The sequence below is a fragment of the Acetobacter sp. UBA5411 genome, from assembly GCF_002409645.1.
Taxonomy (GTDB): domain Bacteria; phylum Pseudomonadota; class Alphaproteobacteria; order Acetobacterales; family Acetobacteraceae; genus Acetobacter.
Genome location: NZ_DHNR01000031.1, coordinates 283396 through 302273, shown reverse-complemented (window position 1 = coordinate 302273; position 18878 = coordinate 283396). Strand labels below are relative to the sequence as shown.

The window sequence follows — 18878 nt, the reverse complement described above, 5'->3', positions numbered from 1 at the left end:
GCAATGATGCAATCAGCTTTTTGCACAGCGTTCGATCGCCTGCCGGGTCATGCAATCAAAGGCGTCCTGCCAGCGCCTTTCGGCTCCATTCGGACGGGGCGTGACCACACGCCAGCCAGCCTCGCTCGCCCGCGCTGGCTGAGTGGCCTCGTCATCCAGCCAGAAACGTCCCAGCCCCGCCGCCGTCACATCGACCTGCTCCGGCACATGCACTGTCGCATCCAGACAGTTCGCCAGAAACTGGATGAACCAGCGATTGCTGACCAAGCCACCATCAACAGAAATCCGTTTAGCAACCTGACCGGTTGCCGCAGCGAAAGTCTTCACAAGCTGAACGGAACGAAACGCGATGCCTTCCAGAACGGCGCGGGCCATGTCCGCCGGACGCGTATCCAGCCCAAGCCCAACCCAGCTGCCGCGCGCGTCTCTTTGCCACCATGGGCATCCAAGCCCCTGCAACGCCGGCAGAAAAAAAACACCCTTTTCCGCCGCCTGCGCCGCTTCGAGCGTTTTCTCATCCGCGCAGGAGAAACCCGGACCGAGACCTTCCACCCAGTTGACCGCCGCCCCCGCCGTCAGGATGCCGCCTTCCAGCGCGTAGACAGCAGACCGCCCTGCAAACCGCCATGCCACGGTGGGAAGCACGCCTCCCTCACCGCCTCCACATGATCCTTTGCCCCCCAGCGCCAATGCGAAAGCGCCAGTCCCGAACGTGATCTTCACATCACCGGGATGCTGAAGTCCGTGCCCATACAGGGCCGCCTGCTGATCCACGGCGCTGACCCGGACAGGGATATTCCGGTCACGCAGCAGCCCGAACGCGCCGACCGTGGGTCGGATGGACGGCAGACACTCTATGGGAACGTCAAACAGACGGCAGAGCGTCTCATCCCACTCACATGTCCGCAGATTCATAAGCGAAGTGCGCGAGGCCGTGGAGACGTCAGTGACGAAAACACCGCACAGACGATCGAGAAAGAAGGCGTCACTGGTGCCGAAACGCAGCCGTCCCTGCTCACGCAGAAGGCGGGCCTGCGGCACGTGATCCAGATACCAGCGCAGCCGGGAAGCCGAGAAATAGCAGTCCAGCGGCAGACCGGAACGCGCTTTGATTTCCGGCTCAAGCCCCTCTTCTTTCATGCGCGCTACAACATCAGCGGTCCGCGTATCCTGCCACACGATGGCGGGACCGATGGGCACGCCGGTTTCGGCATCCCACGCCACAACGGTCTCGCCCTGATTAGTCAGAGCCAGCGCATCAATCGGTCCGGCCTCGGCGATCAGCTCCTCAATGTGACGCAGGATCTCTTCCGCATCATGCTCGACCAGTCCCGGTGCCGGCAGGAACTGCTGGTGCGAACGTCGTCCCACCAGTTCCATCCGCCCGTCACTCCAGACCCGATAAGCCTTGGTGCCAGTCGTTCCCTGATCGATGGCGAGGCAGCTTTTCATTTTTCCACATCCAGCCGGAGTGTGGACACGCCCACCAGCATGGCGGCGGAGACAGCCAGTTCTACCCGTCGTTCAGGCAGGACGCTTACACGCCGACGCGCCACGGTGCGGCCGTGCTCATCCGAAAGACGAAGCACGCCTCGCTGCAGCATCTCCATCCTCGCATGCAGTACGATCCTGCCCCGTGGTGCGGCATAAAGACGCTGTGGCCAGACGCTGGCCACACCCTTTCCACATGCCACCGGCACTGCGGAACCAAGGTCCGGCAGTTTCCCCTCCAGCGCCCGCAGGATCATCCGCGCGGCGGCGCGGCCTTCCAGCGCGGCCTGACCGGAATGTTCCACCGCCCGCAGTACATTACCCGCAGCAAACACCTGCAGATCCTGCGTGCGGAAGGTGGAATCAATTGCCGGGCCACGCGTGCCCCTGTCCAAAGACAGACCGGATGTCCGGGCCAGAATGGCATCTGGCACGAATTTTCCTGTGAACACCACGCCATCGCAGGCCAGCGTCCGCTGCTCGCCATCCTGCTCGATTTCCACGCCTTCAACCCGCTCGCCACCAAGAATCGAGACCAGCCTGGTGCTCAGAAGAATGGGCGTGCCGTACACCATCGCCGCCAGAACATCTGCCGGACGCTGGGCGGTGATGTGTGCGTTTTCCTCGATCATGGCGACAGGGTTCACCTGCCCGTGCCGCGCCGTCATCAGGGCGGAAAACGACACCAGCTCACTGCCTATGATGACCGGATTCTGGAATGGGCGTATTCCCTTCATCACCATTTCCTGAAACGCGCCGGTTGTGGTCACGCCCCAGGGCCGCGTGCCGGAGACAAGCCGTGGCCCACGCGGAGTCTCCCGCGTGCCGGTCGCCAGCAGAATGGCGCGCGCGCACCATGTTTCCAGCCCGCGCTCCGTGGACACATGCGCAACCCCGCCGGGCTCGATGCCCGTTACGGTCGTATCGGTGAGGATCGGCACGCCTGCCGCCTCCGTCAGCGCTCGGGCGTAGCGCGGTCCTTTCCACAGCCGACCGAAGTCCAGCATGCCGAACCCCGGATGGCCGCAATAACGCGGCAGACCGCCCGGCTCACGCGTGCGCTCCAGCACGGCAATCCTCTCGACCCCCGCACGCTTTAGGACACGGGCCGCGCTGAGCCCAGCAGGCCCTGCGCCGACGATCAGCACATCATACATCGCGCCCATCTCCCCTCTGGTCCTCCCCGATCGGTGTGACCAGTCCCGGCAGATGCGCCTCCGCAAGTTCCATAACCCGACGCGTGCAGTAAAAACCCTGACAGCGACCCATCATGCAGCGTGTCCGCCGTCGCAGGCCACCAAGTGTTCCGGCCGGAAGCACCTCGTCCTTCAGCGCGATCTCGATTTCCTTCTCTGTGACACGCTCACAGTGGCAGGCGATTGGCCCGCGCTCCGGCTGCATCCATGGACGCGGCCGCTCCTCCACCAGATTGGGCATCTGCGGCAGAGCCACATCCTTCAGCGGCGCAGGGTCCGCGAAGTTGTCGCGATACAGCGTCACGACATGCTCGGCGATCCCCAGCGCGCCGGTCAGGCCGGTCGAACGGATACCGCCCACGGTGATCCAGCCTTCGGTTTTCAGGGCTTCGATCTGATAGTCACTGAACTGCGTGGCAGGGCGCAGGCCCGCATAGGTGGTCGTAACATCATGCTCGCGCAGGGCCGGGATGATCCGGAAAGCGGCTTTACGAAGCGCTTCAAGATTATCGTGGTCGACTGTCGGAAATTCGCGTGCCTGCTGCGGTTCTGCTGTCGGTCCGACAAGAACGTTTCCGAACACTGTGCGCGTGACGACCACGCCTTTCGTGAGAGCTGTCGGCACCGGCAGGATGATCGTGCGAAACAGATCATGAGCCGTCTTGTCGAAGACCACGAATTGCCCCTTACGGGGCGTGATTTGGAACGGCGAAGGTCGGGCAATGGCTTCGACCAGATCGCCATAATTCCCGGCGCAGTTGATGACCGTTCGGGCCTGAACGACTGGTTTGCCCGCGATGTCCAGATGCCAGACGCCATCCTGCCGCATGCCGCCTTCAACCAGTGCCCGCCGCAACAGCGTGCCGCCATTGAGGAGCGCCTGTCTCGCATAGGCCAAAGGTGCGGACCACGGGTCGATCAGATGCTCGCCTTCGACCAGCACTGCGCCACGCACATCGTGTGCCAGCGCGGGTTCCCGCTCCCTCGCCTCTCGTGCATCCAGAAGCCTCACTGTCACGCCGTTGCGTGCCGCCTTCTCGATGATTTTCGGAAACTGCGCGAGATCCTCGTCTGTCCACGCCACGACCATGGCGCCGGTTTTCACCACCGACAGGTTCATGTCGGCACAGATTTCACGATACAAGGCGTACCCCCGCCTCACGCAGGCCGCTTCCAGCGTGTCCGGCGTGGCGTCGAAACCGGTATGCAGAATGGCGCTGTTGGCCTTGCTCGCACCCTCCAGCAGATCGCCGCCCTTTTCCAGCAACACGGTGCGCGCGCCAGCCAGCACGCAGGCGCGGAAGATAGCGCAGCCGACGACACCTCCGCCGATGATCGCTATGTCATAAAGGCTGTCATCAGCCATTGTCTCCGTCATACATCTGTCCAGAAAAGCTGTGCGATCGTCATGCGTAGATTATGTTTCTCTACCGCAACAAGATCAAGGCTGGTTGAGCAGTGTCCGGGACAGCTTCCCTCAGCACCTTATCTGACAGGTGCTGCAAGGCAGAAAAATTTTCAGACTGAGGAACAGTCTGCCCTACTTTCGAGCATCGCTGTCAGAAAGCTGAAATATGACTGGAGCAGTGCGATCCAGCTCTGGAACAGGCTGGCTTTGACCAGAGAAATGGGACCGTCATGAAATCCGGTCCCATGCGGATTATTTCGCTTTTCGCGCCGCCGCGATGGCGGCCTTCAGGTCGGCTTCCGAAACCGCGCCCGGGATGACTGTCTTCTCGCCAATGATGAAGGTCGGTGTGCCATCGACACCGACCTTGCGGGCCAGCTCGAGGTTTTCGTTGAGCAGGCTGGTGACCTCTGCCCCCTTCATGTCCTTCTCAAGCGTCGCCACATCAAGACCCACTGATTTCGCGATGGAGCGGATACGGTCGATGGACGGCGGCTGGCTGTCCAGCATCAGGGCATGCTGGAACTTGAGGTAGGCGTTCTGACGAGCCGCGGCCAGCAGAGCCTGCGCTTCCAGCTGACTGTTCGGCCCCAGCACAGGGATTACCTTCTCGACGAAGCGAAGGTCAGGATCTTCGGCCACCAGTCGGTCGATCACCGGCAGCACCTTGCGGCAGTAAGGGCAGCGTGGATCGTAGAACTCAACGACCGTCACGGAGCCCTGCGGGTTGCCCAGCACGACATCCGTGGTGGTAGCGCTGAACTTGCCAGCATTTTCATGCACGGCCTTCAGGCTGGCGGCCTGCTGCGCCGCTTCACCCTGAGCGCGCATCGCCGCCACGGCGTCGGCAAGGATGGAAGGATCCTGTTTCAGGGCTTCGCGCACGATATCGACGATCTCTTTGCGCTGGGTAGGCGTAAAGCCGCTATCTGCACGGGCAGACAGGCTGCTGAACAGAGAGGTGGAGGCCAGCACGGCGAGCAATGCGGTGCGGACCCGGGAGCGTTGGTTGCGTATCATGCTCCAGAGTGTAGCGGAGAGGCGGGATAGTGTGAACGGTTGCCCTCGGGAGTACTTTTCGATGAGACTGGACGACACTGGATTCTGCTGATTGAATCTGCTTTGTTTATATCAAAGTTTTTCCGGTCCAAATTATGAATTTTCGATCTAATTTAAAAGTTTAAATATATAACAAAGATCTTTTTCAATATAGTTTTTTGTTTATCCTGCACATTCAGAAAAATCATTATTTTTTCGGGATTATTTTTACAGGAACCGCAGTGGAATTCACACGCTAAATACAACGAAAATAAAATATAAAATCAAATAGTAATTTAATGAATTATTTTTAACATTATAAGTATATTTGTAAAAATATTATACATTTAAGTAGATATAACGATCTATATTTGTAAAAAATATATTGAAAATCAGCCTCTGTTTCTTTAAAAGAGTCTGATGGAACGTTGAATGTACTTACAGGGAATTTCTCTGGTCCGTACGTTAACATCAATTGCGGCGTCAGTTCATACTCACGCCTGCGTCCAGGGGTTCAATACGGCTGCGCCCTTTAAACCCTGGCATTGAAAACTTCATAGGAGAAAGCGTTTTGTCAGGGACAGTCCCTCAGACATCGACGGAACCGCGTGGCATCGCCGCGCGTCTTGGTATCCCCCAACCTCTGCTGTTCGGTTTCATCGGCCTGCTGCTTTTCATGGTCGGTGATGGCGTGGAGGCAGGATATCTCGATACCTACATGCTTCACCACGGCCATACGCAGGGCGATGTGAACCTCATGTTCACCACCTACGGCGTGACCGTCATGATTTCGGCATGGCTGGCAGGTCCCCTTTCCGATCTGTATGGACCGCGCCGCACCATGTGGGCCGGACTTGTCATGTGGGCCGCTCTGGAAGTCGGTTTTCTGTCGCTGGGGCTCGGACCTGACAATCTGAACATGACGCTGCTGTTCTACACGCTGCGTGGCTTCGCCTACCCGCTGTTCGCCTACGGCTTCCTTGTGTGGATCGCCGCTGCGACACCAGCTCGTATGCTCGGCTCCGCTGCTGGCTGGTTCTGGTTCTCCTTCTCGGCTGGTCTCCCGACGCTTGGTTCCCAGTTCGCGCGTTACACCATCCCTTATATCGGAGAGCTGGCGACATTCTGGTGCTCGCTGGGTCTGGTCATTCTGGGTGGTTTGACCGCTCTGCTGTTCGTGCGTGAGCCCACAGGTTCCAAGTCCCTGCTGCCGGCAGGCGCAGACAAGAAGAAAGCCTTCTTCGGCTCGATCAGCATCACATGGCGCGAGCCCAAGACGCTGGCCGCTGGTGTCATCCGTACGATCAACACCTCGTCCGAATATGCGTTTCTGGCCATCATGCCAGCCTTCTTTGTCGATGAGCTGCATTTCTCGCAGGCCCAGTGGCTTGATCTGCTGTCCCTGATCTTCCTCGGCAACATCCTGTTCAACCTTGCCGCAGGCATGCTGGCTGACAAGCTCGGCCATCGCTTTGTCGTGGCTGTTGGTGGCTGTGTCGGCTGCTGCCTCACCATTCCGCTCTTCTACTATGTGCCGCTCTGGTTCCCGGGCAATTTCCCGCTCGCCGCGCTCGCTGGCTTCATCTATGGCGGTACCGTCGCAGCCTTCGTGCCGATGTCCGGCCTGATGCCGCTGATCTGCCCGAAAGAGAAAGCCGCTGCCCTGTCCATCCTCGGCCTTGGCGCAGGCGCCAGCACATGGGTTGGTCCGGCTGTTGTCGGGATCTGCGAATCCTGGTTCGGCATGGGTCTTGAAGGCGTGATCTGGAGCTTCTCCGGTCTGTATTTGGCCGCTGGCGCGTTGACGCTCTGCCTCCGCGTTTCACCGGAAGCCCGTCGTCATACCGAGATGCTGGAAAAGAAGCAGAGCCTTCGTGACCGCGAAGCCTATGCGATGGAACACGCCATCTGAACCGGCATGTTCAAAATGACTGACTGAGGGTACTCAAGACCATCAGTCAGCGCTGACATGGAAAACGGCATCGACCCCACGGGATCGATGCCGTTTTTTGTTCTGCAACACTTTCAAAACACTGACGGATGAAGCGGATGCTCCACCCATCAGAGCCTTGTAATCAGAATCTGTGGCGGCCCATCATGGGGTCTTCTTCCCGGAAATCAGGCCACATGTCCTCATGATGGTGATGGGATGACTGCGGACGATTGCCTGCATGACCGCCCCCCATCGCCGGATCGGAAATGGAATCCTCACCGGTTTCAATACGGCCAGCGATGCGACGCTTGAAGGATGCCGACGCACTGCATGTGATCGTGAAATCATACCAGTTGCCGTTATCCTCAACCGGCCAGCGCAGTTCGTTGGAACCGCCCGGCGCAACACGCACGCCATTCGGACCATCAACCCTGTAGGCTTCTGATTCCGCCATGAAGGAACAGGCGTGGCGACCGTGGTTGTGCAGCTTCACAACAATTTCAGCCCTGCCACGGGTTTTGTAGGAGACCTCGATTTCCGGATTACTGCCGTTGCTCAGCTCGGTGATATTGCCGATGAACTCGCGATGATAGCCATTGGGGCCGAGCACCCAGAGATTGTAGCTACCCTTGTCATCTGCCGTGGGTGTCCAGACACCGCTGAGTGACTTCTGGGCTTCCACCACATAACGACGCGGCACCAGATCAAGGTGATTGCGATCATAGACGTGGAAAACAGCGCCAGCGCCATCACAGCTTGTATTGGTAAATTGCAGCGTGACCGTGCCTCCGCTCACGTCAACCTGTGACGCGACATGCAGTTCGTAAGGAAGAGCACGAGACGGACGCGTGCCGGTTGCCTGCTTCGGCAGCGTGGAAGTCGTCGTGGCGGCCGGAACAGCAATCGCCGCTTCTGCCTTCTGGGCAACAGCCAGACTGTCCGCGTCATCCTTGGTGCTGCGACCAGACAGTGTCGGGATCGCCCGCTTGTTCGGATTTACGAAGTCAAAGCATGAGGTCAGATCACCGCAGATGGCACGACGATAATCGCTGATCTGGGGCTCCGTCACACCGAAACGCTTCTCAAGGAACATCAGTGTCGAAGTATGATCGAAGACCTGCGAATTCACAAAACCGCCGCGGCTCCAAGGGGAGATCGCCCACAGGGCGACGCGTGGGCCGGGTCCGTAAGGACGACCATCGATCGCTGGCTGGCTGGAGGTGGCGGGCGTGAAGTTATGATATTCCACCGCCATGGCGTCATCGCTGAGCGTGCTGCCACCAGCGAGGGTGCCGTCAGCGTTGTGGGATGGTGCTGACGGAGGCGGCAGATGATCAAAGAAGCCGTCGTTCTCATCGTAGTTCACGAGCAGAACGGTCTTGCTCCAGACTTCCGGATTGGATGTAAGGGCGTCGAGCACTTCCTGAATATACCAGCCACCCTGAGTAGGACAGGAAGGTGACGGATGCTCACTGTAGGCTGACGGCGGAATGATCCATGAGACTTCCGGCAGTGTTCCATTCTGGATATCATCACGGAACGTCTCAAGGAAACCATAAGGCATCGTGTTGCCAAAGCCCTTGGCGAGCGGGCTGAGCGCATCGTCAATGCTGGCATCGTAGAACGGACCCGCTGCTGTCACATCCTGAGTGATGTTTTCGGAAGCGACATACAAAGGACGTCTTTCGGCAGGCATTTTTTCGATGGCGGCGCGCCAGTGGCGGAAACCCATCATCTCGTTACAACCAAAATTATCGATCAGGCTCTGGTAAACCTTCCAGCTGACGCCAGCCGATTCCAGACGATCAGCATAGGTGGTCCATGTCCAGCCCGTCGTCGACGCACCGATATCGTTGCCACCGTTGAACTGATTGTTCAGGCCCGCCACTTCAACCCGGCTGCCATCAATGGGGCTGATGCCGTTCGGGCCGTTGGTGCCCGTCCAGTAGAACAGACGATTGGCGATTGTTCCCGTGTGCATACCGCAATGATAGGAATCGCAGATCGTGAAGGCGTCGGCCAGCGCACGATGAAACGGCACTTCCGATGTTTCGTAATAACCCATCGACAGCGGCGTCTTGGCCGTCGGCCAGGAGCTCATGCGTCCATTGTCCCACGCTGCCTGTGCGTCCGACCATGTATGCGGCGTCCCGCCGGCCCGCAGCGCGTTGCCCTTCGTCTCATCGAGATGATACGGAATCAGCGTGCTTGTGACACTGCTTTTCGTATAGTTCTGATAGAAGATGTTGGCGCCATTGGGAGTAGGAATAGGGAAGCGGTCACCATACCCACGCACACCTTTGAACGTGCCAAAGTAACTGTCGAAGGACCGGTTTTCCAGCATCAGCATCACGACGTGTTTTACGTCCTTGATGGTGCCCGTTCTGTTATGCGCATCAATGGCGAGCGCACGACGAATGGCAGGCGGAAAGGTGGAAAGGGTCGCCATGGCAGCAGCCGAGCCGAGCGAAGAGCGCAGGAAATTCCGCTTTGATATGTTGATTGTCATGATGGAAGAGGAACCTCGAGTCCGAGTAAAGCATCGCTGCTTGTTGAATCGACAGGAGCCACGGAAATAAATCATTCAAAAGAATGCAATAAAACTGTAAATATCTTGCCATACCTTGCTGAATTACCATTTCCTCAAGCCGTCCTGCGCGCCTTTTAGAAACTATTCCAAACAATACTCAACTTGTTTTTAATGACGTTTTAAGGACAAAGACAGTTAGTCCACGCAGAGTGTGTTTTATTTTATGGACAGTTTTATTGTCGATATTCTTTTGCTGAAAACAGTTCCATCTTACGATTTTTGAACTGCATCACCCAACAGAGCCACTATAGGCGCACCAGCATGTCGCGATGACACAATAGAGACGTAGCCAATATGTTGAGCTTCTCACCGGCAATTTATAATCCTGTGAGACTGACGCCGCCTTGCTACTACAGAAAATGACAAGATCAGTGATGCGCCCAGATACCACGGCAGATCATAGGCAAAAAGGAAACCGGGAAGGCCCTTTAATCTGCGCATTCAAAGCAGTTCTGTAAAATGCGTGATCCTAAAACACGTTGATAGAAACATACGATGGTGGACACGCATCCCGGATTGTCTCGATCAGTCCGGATGCCTCTCACGAAAACAGCAGTAGGACGCGTCATATCTGCCGTTTTCGCTTCCTTGCCCTGAACACTCTTATGCTGTCAGCCTATTATTTTACGTTTCTCACGCCAATTTCTACGTCCAGTCCGACCTCATTGAGACATTTCCACTTCCGGCGTCATCACCAGAGTCTGTGCGGCAATAAAATCAGGCTTTCCCGAGCCAAGCAGAGGAAGTTTGCGAACAACCCTGATTTCCGTCGGGATCATGATGTCCGCAGCGCCGATTTCCTTGGCCACTTTCACAAGTGCTGATCGTGCGGCGTCAGGCTGCTCGGTCAGAAGAATGACCCGCTCTCCCTTGCGCGGATCGGGCACAGCAACCACCACCGACAGCGCCTCTGGCCAGGCCCGCATGGCGAGGTCCTCGACCGCCGCGAGAGACACCATCTCGCCACCCGGTTTGGCGATCCGCGAGGCTCGCCCGACAATGGTGATGTGACCATCGGCTCCGACCGAAACAATGTCGCCCGTGTCATACTCCCCACCCTCAGGCGGCTGAAGGATGCCGGGCTGATCGGTCAGAAGGTAGCCCGCCATGATATTCGGTCCCGAGAGGATGAGCCGGCCAGCGTCGGGCATACCGTCCACAGTCTCCAGCATCGCCGTCATTCCCGGCACCAGTCGTCCCACCGTACCTGAACGACTGGACTCCGGCGTATTCAGCGCCACGACAGGCGAACATTCCGTCACGCCATACCCTTCGAAAATGCGTAGTCCGAACTGCTCCATCCAGAGCTCTCGCACGGACTGCTGCACACGCTCCGCCCCCGCGACCACCAGCCTGAGCGAACGGAAATCCGTCGGAGCGGCCTTGCGTGCATAGCCCCTGAGAAAGGTTGATGTGCCGAACAGGACAGTGGCGTTCCAGAAATAGGCGAGTTTCGGGATGACGGCATAATGCAGCGGCGAAGGATAAAGAAAGGTTGGGATGCCTGACAGAAGCGGCAGGAGGAAACTGCCGGTCAGTCCGAACGCGTGGAAAAGAGGTAACGTGCAAAGCACACGATCTGCCGGACTGAATCCGATACGCCCAGTCACCTGCGCAATGTTTGCAAGAATATTACGATGCGTCAGCACAACGCCCTTCGGTGTGCCTGATGAACCGGACGTAAAAAGAACCACTGCCGGATCATCCGCTTCACGCTGAATATGAGCCTTCGCTGGAGCAAGTCTAGCCCGCAAGACACCACGCAGTTTCTGCGCCAGCCCGATTGTTCCTCGTAAATCTTCAAGAAACAAGATGTCAGGCATTGGATTGAGCGCTTCAAGCACGGGGGCAAGCCGGGCTTTTTCAACGAACGTGCGGGATGTCACGATTGTGGTGATCCCGGCTGACAGCAGTGCTGCACGCAAACCCGCCGCACCCGCTGTCGCATTCAGCAGAGCGGGTGTAAAACCACGTGACCACAAACCGAACAGACAGACAGCCGTCGCATTGGACGTCGGCAGCAACAGCCCAACCGGACGGGCGGGGTCAAGACGAGTAGACAGCGCCTCTCCGAGAACCTCTGATGCAGTCAGAAGCTTTCTCCACGTCATTGCACCTGAAATCGGATCTTCAATGGCTAGACGTTGCATGCCGTAGGTTCTGGCCGCACGACCCGCCGCCTGCAGAATTGTCCCGTCGGCCGGTGTCGTCCGATAAACCGCCTCTTCCATCATATCGCGCAGCGCAGCAGTCAGGGCATTACGACGAGTCCGACCAAAGATGTCGTCTGTAACAGCAAGTTTACGAGGCGGGAAAAGCGTAATACGAATTTTGGGAAAACGGGCTTTCGGTGTCTGCGTGCGCGTAAGACGACTGAAACCGGTGCGCTCGGCACCCTGAATACGCACGGCGACTACCGGTGCATCAGCGCGATCTGCGATCGAGGCCGCTCCACTCTGAATACCCATCAGAGACCCTGTGACGGTGATACGCCCTTCTGGAAAGATAACCAGTGCAGCACCATGTTCCACAACCTGCGCCATCGTGCGGATTCCAAAGGGATTGCCACTTTCTACAGCAACCGTCGGCACGAAGTGCAGGAGCATCCTGACCCACCATAGTCTGGAAATGCGCACGTCAATTGCAAAAGTCGGTTTGCGGGGCGCGATGGCGACAATCAGCGCCGCATCAAGCCAACTGACATGGTTGGGCGTGATCACAGCCGGCTCGCCGGGGAGAGGATAATTTTCCTCTCCATGCACCTCCAACCGATAAACGACGCGAAAGAGACACCAGAGAAGCTCACCCGGCAGATTTCGCGTCAGGGTCCGGGCAAAAACAGGCGCGAGCAGAAGTGTGAGCGCACCGATCACAAAAAACGGGATGATTTCGCTGCCATGTGCGACGGATTCACCGTCGAGGCGCTGAGTGATGGACAGCATCAGGCTCGCAACGGTCATACCGATGGCGGCCAGCATGTTCATGCCAGCAACCACGCGCGCGCGATGTTGCGGATTGGCCCACGTCTGAACGGCGGTCTGGGTTGGCACGGCGATCAGACCTCCACCCAAGGCGACCAGAAAAAAGCACACCGGCACGATAGCAAACGGCAGACCGACTGGATGGGACAGGAAGAATCCCAACACGATCATCGCCAGCCCTGAGAGGGCCGCGCCGAACGAGACCGGCAACAGGATGGCGCGGCCGCCACAGAGAAAGGCTGCAAGAGCAGAACCGGAAGCAATTCCGACAGCAAAAAGTGCCAGAAACACGGCATTCCATGTCGGGGTCAGCTTCAGCACATCGCGTGTCACAGGAGACAGCAGCGACAGCATGGTCACACCCATGATCCAGAACCACGCGGCGGCCAATGCTGCATACCATGAGCGACGGTCCGCACGCAGTTCACGCAGCAGGGCCGCGCCCGAGGCCAGAATATTCCACTGCACGCGCAGATCCGGAACCGCCGCCGATGACGCAGGAATGGCCCGCGCACTCAGCCACGACACACAGGCCAGTCCGATGATGCAGAAACCCGCTTCTGTCGCACCGATCTTTCCGGTCAGCACCGTGCCAACAACAGAACCGATCAGGATGGCGGCGAAAACAGCCCCCTCAACCAGCGCATTGGCGACAGGCAGACGCTCGGCCTCGATCTGATCCGGAAGAATGCCGTATTTCACCGGCGCGAAAAGCGAGGCAACCACGCCGAACGCTGCCAGAGCACAGAGAACAACGGGGATATTCTCCGTCATCAGTCCGGCCGCTGCCAGAAAAGCTATGGGGATTTCGACCAGTTTCAGGATACGGATCAGTCGGGCCTTGTCCATCCGGTCCGCAAGCTCTCCCCCCAGACCGGACAGAAACGCGGCGGGCAGAACAAACGCCGCCGCCGCGAAAGCCACGATCCACGGCGCTCCACCCGCCACCGTCCAGAGAACGAGTGCCGCCAGGGCGTTACGCAGAAGCGTATCACCAAGCGACGAGGCAAACAGACTGATGAAAAGCGGAAGAAAGCGGCGTTCGGTCAGAAGAGAAGCGGTCATATACCGGCTCCGGAGAGAGTTGATCTGTTCATGAGTGGGTTAATGAACATTGTTCATTTTTGATATCACCCACCACAATCGCCGGCAACATATTTTTGAACAACGTTCATAAAAGACCCCGTCTCTTTTGCTGCAAACGCACCGTAAGCGCATCCGTTCCGCTCAAAACTGTTCCTTAGCCGCAACGGTGAACCTGCGCCGTTCAGGTGCAAACGCTTTGGAGCGATAGCAATGAAAAGAGTATCGAGGCCGGGAGCATCATATCCGCTTGACGGCCTATGATGGAGTGCACTCCTGTTTCCTCACCGCAAAACGGCCATGCGTGAATGAAACAAGGAGCATTACGCCCTACCCGGCAGATGTGTGACCCGCATTGAGAGCCTGTCCGGCGAAATACCCTGCCGAGACTGACATCATGCACAGCACCACAGACAATCCGATATTCAGAAGCGCCCGCTCAGGTGCGCCATTGCGCAGAAGATCCAGCGTCTGAAGGCTGAATGACGAGAAAGTGGTGTATCCTCCGCAGATCCCCACCATGAACACCAGTCGGGCCGTATCAGAGACCTGAAGACGCCCGCCACCTGCGGTCAGTGCGGCGAAAAAGGCGATGGCGAAGGAACCGGTCACATTGATCAGAATGGTTCCCCAGGGAAGAGCCTGACTCCAGCGCGTCGTAGCAAGTCCGACCCAGTATCTCAGCAGGGTTCCAGCGGCTCCGCCCAGCGCAATCAGGATCGTTGGCAGTATGGTTGTGGGCATATCCTGTTCTGTCTCCTGTCTGGAAAATTTGCTTCAGTGGTGGGTAAGAATGGGAAGTGTGTCGTGCGCAAGAATATCCCGCGTTGCACCGCCAAAAAGCCATTCGAGAAAATGCGAGTGGGTATAAGCCCCCATGATCAGAAGATCACCTCCTGCGGAGAGCGCCCGTTTCCTGATCTCCTCACCGACACCGGCAGGAAGAATGATAAAACGGTCTACAAAAACAGGAATGTTTGCAGAATGAAGCTCCTGAACGATATCAGGTATTTTCTCTTCATTCTCCCGCTCTTCACCAATAATGACCGTGATCTGGGACGCCTGCTCCAGCAGAAAACGTGCCTCAGCGATGAGTTGTTCCAGACTGGATGACGGATGCCACGCAATCACCGGATGAGTCGCCAAGGTCTGTCTGCACTGCAGGGGCGTGATGAGAACGGTCGCCCGTGCGTCATAAAGGACGCCGTCGAACGCCTGCCTCACATAATCAGGATCGTCGGCAAGAGGTCGTCCCAGAATTGTCAGATCAGCCTGCCCTGCCTGTTCAGCGGCAATCGTGCGTGGAACGCCGGACATTTCGCACCACTCAGCAGATTTCATAAGTTGTGAGGAAGCCAACCATTCTTCAAAAATCCCGTGCAGGGCAACGGAGCGGTCCGTTTCATCATGCTCGAAACGCTCCCGGTCATCGGCGCTGGGCATACCTTCATCCGGCGACTGAAACCTGGGATCAGCCGCCAGTCGCGGATGAAGAACCCTGATGGCAGGATCAGGAACTTTTTCAGACAGAAGCCTTACAGTTGCCAGTATGAAGGGCGCTGTCTCAGGGCGATCAAGAATGACGAGAATGTGCATGGCCACTTTCCCTGTGAATAAGAAAACCATCCGGACATACGATCATCTTCCGGGTCTGCATTTCAGAATACGGACCGGGTTTTCTTGAATGGAAGACACAACAACGCGCACCCTGTTCGGGCAGATCTTGTGCATGACGGTTTCTGGAAGAAAAACGACACATGATTCTGAACAGACTCCCCCCTCGGTGCTTTTTTAGCGAGGTAGGAATCATCAGCCCTGACGGCGGTTCGACTTCCAGGGAAGTCCGGCAGAATCCATTGCCTGATCGATCAAGTGTGCGGACATGACCGTATTTCGTCAAGCATGCTGTCTTTATGTGAACGAACGCGCACAACAGAACAAACGGACAGTGCCCCTAGAATTCGGGCAAGGCCCTAAAAAACCACACCCTCTTTACCTGAACACCACAAAAAAAAACCGCCCCAGAGAGGCGGTGTTCCCGATATCAACACATCGAAACGCTGAAAAATCAGTTATTCATTGCTTCAAAGAAGTCATTGTTCGACTTGCTGTATTTCAGCTTGTCGAGCAGGAACTCCATGGCGTCCATCGTGCCCATCGGCGCAAGGATACGACGCAGCACCCACATCTTGGAGAGCGTGGCGCGATCGACCAGCATCTCTTCCTTACGCGTGCCGCTCTTGGTGATGTCGATGGCCGGGAAGACGCGCTTGTCAGCCAGCTTGCGGTCAAGGATGAGTTCGGAGTTACCCGTTCCCTTGAACTCTTCGAAGATGACTTCGTCCATACGCGAGCCGGTGTCGATCAGTGCCGTTGCGATGATCGTCAGCGAGCCGCCTTCCTCGATGTTACGCGCAGCACCGAAGAAGCGCTTCGGACGCTGGAGCGCATTGGCGTCCACACCACCGGTCAGCACCTTGCCCGATGAAGGCACAACGGTGTTGTAGGCGCGAGCCAGACGGGTAATCGAGTCGAGCAGGATGACCACATCGCGCTTGTGCTCGACGAGGCGCTTGGCCTTCTCAAGCACCATCTCCGTGACCTGCACATGGCGCTGTGCGGGCTCATCGAAGGTGGACGCCACGACTTCACCCCGTACGGAGCGGGCCATGTCGGTGACTTCTTCCGGACGCTCGTCAATCAGCAGAACGATCAGGAAGACTTCCGGATGATTGGCGGAGATCGAGCTGGCGATGCTCTGAAGCATCACGGTCTTACCGGTGCGCGGCGGTGCAACGATTAGTGCGCGCTGGCCCATACCAATCGGTGCGACAAGATCGATGACGCGGGACGTAAAGTCGCGCTGCGTGCCTTTCTTGCCTTTGGTCGTGGGAGGCTCGACTTCGCCCTGCCCTTCGACTTCCATCTGCAGGCGGCGCTCAGGATAGAGCGGCGTCAGATTGTCGAAGTTGATGCGATGACGGACCGCTTCAGGCGGCTCGAAGTTGATCGTGTTGACCTTCAGCAGCGAGAAGTAACGCTCGCCATCACGTGGGGCGCGAATCTGGCCCTCGACCGTGTCGCCTGTACGCAGACCGAAGCGGCGCACCTGAAGTGGGGAAATATAGATGTCGTCCGGACCGGGTAGGTAATTGGCTTCCGGAGAGCGGAGATAGCCAAAACCGTCGGGCAGGATTTCAAGAGTGCCTTCGCCGTAAATCGCCTGGTCATTATCGGCCAGCGTCTTGAGAATGGCGAAAAGAAGCTCCTGCTTGCGGAGAGAGGAGGCATTCTCCACACCGAGTTCTTCGGCATAGGAAAGAAGATCGGCCGCAGATTTGGCCTTCAGTTCAGCGAGATGCATACAGAGTGCGCCTTGATGTGGCAGGCATAATACCGGGAGGGTCAAGGTTTTCGCAGACTTACGACCATTCGGCGTAGCCCCGGAACATCACGACGTTTATCGTGTCCGATGGCGAAATCCTGATTTTGAGGAACGCACCGGCAAGAAACTTGCCAGCGGTGGTTTTCGAGTAGACGCGTGTTTTTATTCTGTCAAGGGAATTGTTCTGACCCGCGTCATTTCTGCGGACGGACTGTGTGCCGTAGATTTTAACGCTGCCCGGAAGCCAGTTTTTGTTAACCAATACTGCCCCACCGACACATCAGGAGACAGCGCGTTCAACAACTGCGCATTCAGTGGAATGGGGGTCAGACGGGTTGTGATACTGCCGGACAGTGTCTCCGGTTCACACGCTCCGTTGAAGGTCATGACACGATCGGGAAAAACAACCCGGAAAGAGCAGGAGGCGCTGCGCTCAGGCGTGGCTGGCGAGAGACTCCCATAAAGCGTCCCCACTCTGATTGGACGCAGGGACTCATCAAGCTGACCGAACTCACCCGTGAAGGTGTGGGCGTCCGTGTAATGAAATCCGACCAGAAGACGTTTTGGCTCTCTGCCTGACAGACCACCATACTGCTGCGGTTCGGTTGTCATCCGGTCGAGAAGGACCGTCGCCTCTGGCGGCTTTTCCGACCCGGCGGCGAATGCTGGTGCGCAGACAAAACCGCAGAGAACAAGAGAAGAGAAGCAAAAGGAGCGCAGCATATCGAGGAGCCTCCGGCTCATCTATTGTCTGTCTTGAGCCAGCCAATCCGCCAGAACCAGAGAAGCGGCAGGATAACAGAAACAAGCATGGCGGCCAGTGAATACCAGTATCCGTAGGCCCAGTTTAACTCGGGAATATCCTTGAAGTTCATCCCGTAAATACCGGCAATCAGTGTCGGCGCGACACCGATGAAGCTGACCACTGTCAGGATCTTCATGCCGTCATTCTGCTCGATACTGATAAAACCCAGAGCCGCATCAAGCAGAAACTGAATCTTGTTGGAAAGCTGGGAGACAAAATCCGTCAGGGACGTGACGTCGCGACTGACCGTCGACAGACGAGCGGCAAGACCGTGCGGGAGCGTGTGCTTGCGGTTCTCGCTGATGAAGATCGAGATTCGGTCAAGACCAAGCAGACTGTCACGGATCAGCGAACTGAAATCCTCCGCATGTCCCACACGCCGCAGAATAGTGCGCTGCCAGGAGGCCAGCCGGGTGGTGCCCTTGGGGTCATATCCGGCGAACACATCCCGGGAGAGCTGATTCAGGTTTAGTCCCACATGCTCAAGCACGTCAGCCAGCCGATCCACAATACATTCGAGAATCATGACCAGACTGTCGTCGCTACTGAAACTGGTCTTGGATTCCGCAACCTGACGCGCCGCATTGTCGAAAGAGGCATAGTCGGAAAACCGGACTGTGACGAGCCAGTTGGGAGTCAGCACAAAACCGATGGGGGAAGAAGAGAGGTCCGCCTCCGTCCGCTGCACAAGCGGAAGCGACATATAGACGGCGTCATCGTCAGTATGCAGTCTGGAAGAGCTTTCAATCTCCTCCAGATCGCTCCGCTGCGGAATGATTTTGCCAGTCAGATGAGCCGCCAGATCACGCTCGGTATCTGTTGGATCCACCAGATCGAGCCAGACGGCGCCATGCGTATCCGACTCAGTCACGACGGCGCAGGCAGGTTGGCCGCTCCTGTGAGCCAGAAACATGAAAGCGCTCCTTTGGTTGATCCTGTCTTTGTGCGTTCTGGCAAAAAGCAGCGGC

General features: G+C 57.3%; 12 protein-coding genes and 1 riboswitch. Of the genes, 1 reads left to right on the top strand and 11 read right to left on the bottom strand.

Annotated elements, in window-relative coordinates:
- Positions 1–12 precede the first annotated feature (12 nt).
- The 4 genes from B3759_RS10655 to B3759_RS10640 form a co-directional block, all read right to left on the bottom strand.
- Positions 13–1452, bottom strand: coding sequence for an FGGY family carbohydrate kinase (locus B3759_RS10655; RefSeq protein ID WP_291365891.1), 1440 nt, complete (start codon positions 1450–1452; stop codon positions 13–15).
- Positions 1449–2657 (bottom strand): NAD(P)/FAD-dependent oxidoreductase, encoded by a 1209-nt coding sequence (locus B3759_RS10650; RefSeq protein ID WP_291365890.1) that lies wholly within the window; start codon positions 2655–2657, stop codon positions 1449–1451. Before B3759_RS10650 ends, B3759_RS10655 begins: the two co-directional genes overlap by 4 nt.
- Positions 2641–4065, bottom strand: a complete 1425-nt coding sequence (locus B3759_RS10645) for an NAD(P)/FAD-dependent oxidoreductase (RefSeq protein ID WP_291365889.1) — start codon at positions 4063–4065, stop codon at positions 2641–2643. The genes B3759_RS10650 and B3759_RS10645 overlap by 17 nt, the downstream gene beginning before the upstream one ends.
- A gap of 282 nt (positions 4066–4347) precedes the next feature.
- Positions 4348–5115 carry a DsbA family protein gene (locus B3759_RS10640; RefSeq protein ID WP_291365888.1) on the bottom strand — a complete coding sequence of 256 codons (768 nt, stop codon included), beginning with the start codon at positions 5113–5115 and terminating at the stop codon, positions 4348–4350.
- Between the two features lie 589 nt (positions 5116–5704).
- Between B3759_RS10640 and B3759_RS10635 the strand changes: the two genes are divergently transcribed.
- A complete protein-coding gene (locus B3759_RS10635; RefSeq protein WP_291365887.1) occupies positions 5705–7045 on the top strand; it encodes an MFS transporter in 1341 nt (446 codons plus the stop codon).
- A gap of 163 nt (positions 7046–7208) precedes the next feature.
- On the opposite strand, the gene B3759_RS10630 is transcribed toward B3759_RS10635, so the two are convergent.
- The 7 genes from B3759_RS10630 to B3759_RS10600 form a co-directional block, all read right to left on the bottom strand.
- On the bottom strand, positions 7209–9575 hold the full coding sequence (locus tag B3759_RS10630; RefSeq protein ID WP_291365886.1) for a phosphocholine-specific phospholipase C: 2367 nt from the start codon (positions 9573–9575) through the stop codon (positions 7209–7211).
- A 743-nt stretch (positions 9576–10318) separates the two neighbouring features.
- Entirely contained in the window at positions 10319–13702 is a 3384-nt protein-coding gene (locus tag B3759_RS10625; protein ID WP_291365885.1) for an MFS transporter, read from the bottom strand.
- Between the two features lie 348 nt (positions 13703–14050).
- Positions 14051–14464 carry a fluoride efflux transporter CrcB gene (gene crcB / locus B3759_RS10620; RefSeq protein WP_291365884.1) on the bottom strand — a complete coding sequence of 138 codons (414 nt, stop codon included), beginning with the start codon at positions 14462–14464 and terminating at the stop codon, positions 14051–14053.
- A 33-nt stretch (positions 14465–14497) separates the two neighbouring features.
- Positions 14498–15316 (bottom strand): universal stress protein, encoded by an 819-nt coding sequence (locus B3759_RS10615; RefSeq protein ID WP_291365883.1) that lies wholly within the window; start codon positions 15314–15316, stop codon positions 14498–14500.
- A gap of 197 nt (positions 15317–15513) precedes the next feature.
- A riboswitch (Fluoride riboswitch) is annotated at positions 15514–15590 on the bottom strand.
- Between the two features lie 198 nt (positions 15591–15788).
- Positions 15789–17084, bottom strand: a complete 1296-nt coding sequence (gene rho, locus B3759_RS10610; protein ID WP_010667848.1) for a transcription termination factor Rho — start codon at positions 17082–17084, stop codon at positions 15789–15791.
- Positions 17085–17267: 183 nt separating this feature from the next.
- A complete protein-coding gene (locus B3759_RS10605) occupies positions 17268–17828 on the bottom strand; it encodes a hypothetical protein (RefSeq protein ID WP_291365882.1) in 561 nt (186 codons plus the stop codon).
- A 17-nt stretch (positions 17829–17845) separates the two neighbouring features.
- Positions 17846–18823, bottom strand: a complete 978-nt coding sequence (locus tag B3759_RS10600; RefSeq protein ID WP_291365881.1) for a magnesium transporter CorA family protein — start codon at positions 18821–18823, stop codon at positions 17846–17848.
- Positions 18824–18878 lie beyond the last annotated feature (55 nt).

Coding starts and splice junctions, on each gene's coding strand:
- B3759_RS10655 (WP_291365891.1), bottom strand. CDS start 1,452: ATGAAAAGCTGCCTCGCCATCGATCAGGGAACGACTGGCACCAAGGCT.
- B3759_RS10650 (WP_291365890.1), bottom strand. CDS start 2,657: ATGGGCGCGATGTATGATGTGCTGATCGTCGGCGCAGGGCCTGCTGGG.
- B3759_RS10645 (WP_291365889.1), bottom strand. CDS start 4,065: ATGACGGAGACAATGGCTGATGACAGCCTTTATGACATAGCGATCATC.
- B3759_RS10640 (WP_291365888.1), bottom strand. CDS start 5,115: ATGATACGCAACCAACGCTCCCGGGTCCGCACCGCATTGCTCGCCGTG.
- B3759_RS10630 (WP_291365886.1), bottom strand. CDS start 9,575: ATGACAATCAACATATCAAAGCGGAATTTCCTGCGCTCTTCGCTCGGC.
- B3759_RS10625 (WP_291365885.1), bottom strand. CDS start 13,702: ATGACCGCTTCTCTTCTGACCGAACGCCGCTTTCTTCCGCTTTTCATC.
- crcB (WP_291365884.1), bottom strand. CDS start 14,464: ATGCCCACAACCATACTGCCAACGATCCTGATTGCGCTGGGCGGAGCC.
- B3759_RS10615 (WP_291365883.1), bottom strand. CDS start 15,316: ATGCACATTCTCGTCATTCTTGATCGCCCTGAGACAGCGCCCTTCATA.
- rho (WP_010667848.1), bottom strand. CDS start 17,084: ATGCATCTCGCTGAACTGAAGGCCAAATCTGCGGCCGATCTTCTTTCC.
- B3759_RS10605 (WP_291365882.1), bottom strand. CDS start 17,828: ATGCTGCGCTCCTTTTGCTTCTCTTCTCTTGTTCTCTGCGGTTTTGTC.
- B3759_RS10600 (WP_291365881.1), bottom strand. CDS start 18,823: ATGTTTCTGGCTCACAGGAGCGGCCAACCTGCCTGCGCCGTCGTGACT.